General features: G+C 65.2%; 1 protein-coding gene. It reads right to left on the bottom strand.

Annotated features, from left to right (window positions below; translation table 11 throughout):
- Positions 1–37: 37 nt before the first annotated feature.
- Positions 38–492: TraB/TrbI/VirB10 family type IV secretion system protein (locus NFX52_RS30470; protein ID WP_289781653.1), on the bottom strand; the 455-nt coding region annotated here is incomplete at its 5' end.

Here is a 492-nt window from a genome sequence, read left to right as displayed (position 1 = left end):
CGTTGCTCAAGAGGCTGGACAAAGCCATCGGTAAGTTCTACGACGGCGGGGACGCGGTTGACGAGATCAACGGCTGCTGAAGGGAGCCGACATCGCCGTCAAGGTGGCATGGCTGGCCGCTTACGCTTATCTGGCTGTTGTAGCGCCCCAGGATGCGCGAGCCCTGCGGGATCAGCAGGTACCTACCCGTGGCCGTGTCGTAGACCGGCTCGGTCACGGTGGCGATCACGTCGCCCGGCAGGTCCGACTGGATCCCTGTCAACAGGGCTGCCGGAATCACCGTCCCGGCCATCACCTGGTAGGGAGAGGCAGGCATCTGCAGGCTTCCTGAATTCCGGGTTTCCGTGGAACCGCCTTTCAGGAAGGCTTCCTTCTGCTCCTGCCGGTTCTGGACAGCCGTGGGGTCCGCAGGCTGGGCTGCCGTTGAGGCAGGTCCCGCCGCCAATGGATCGAACCCCGCCAGCCCGGATGCCGCAGGCGCTGCCATCCCCA

The organism is Acidovorax facilis (genome assembly GCF_023913775.1).
Lineage (GTDB): Bacteria > Pseudomonadota > Gammaproteobacteria > Burkholderiales > Burkholderiaceae_C > Acidovorax > Acidovorax facilis.
Note: the sequence above shows the minus strand (reverse complement) of the source record. Positions and strands in the feature narration are given on the sequence as shown.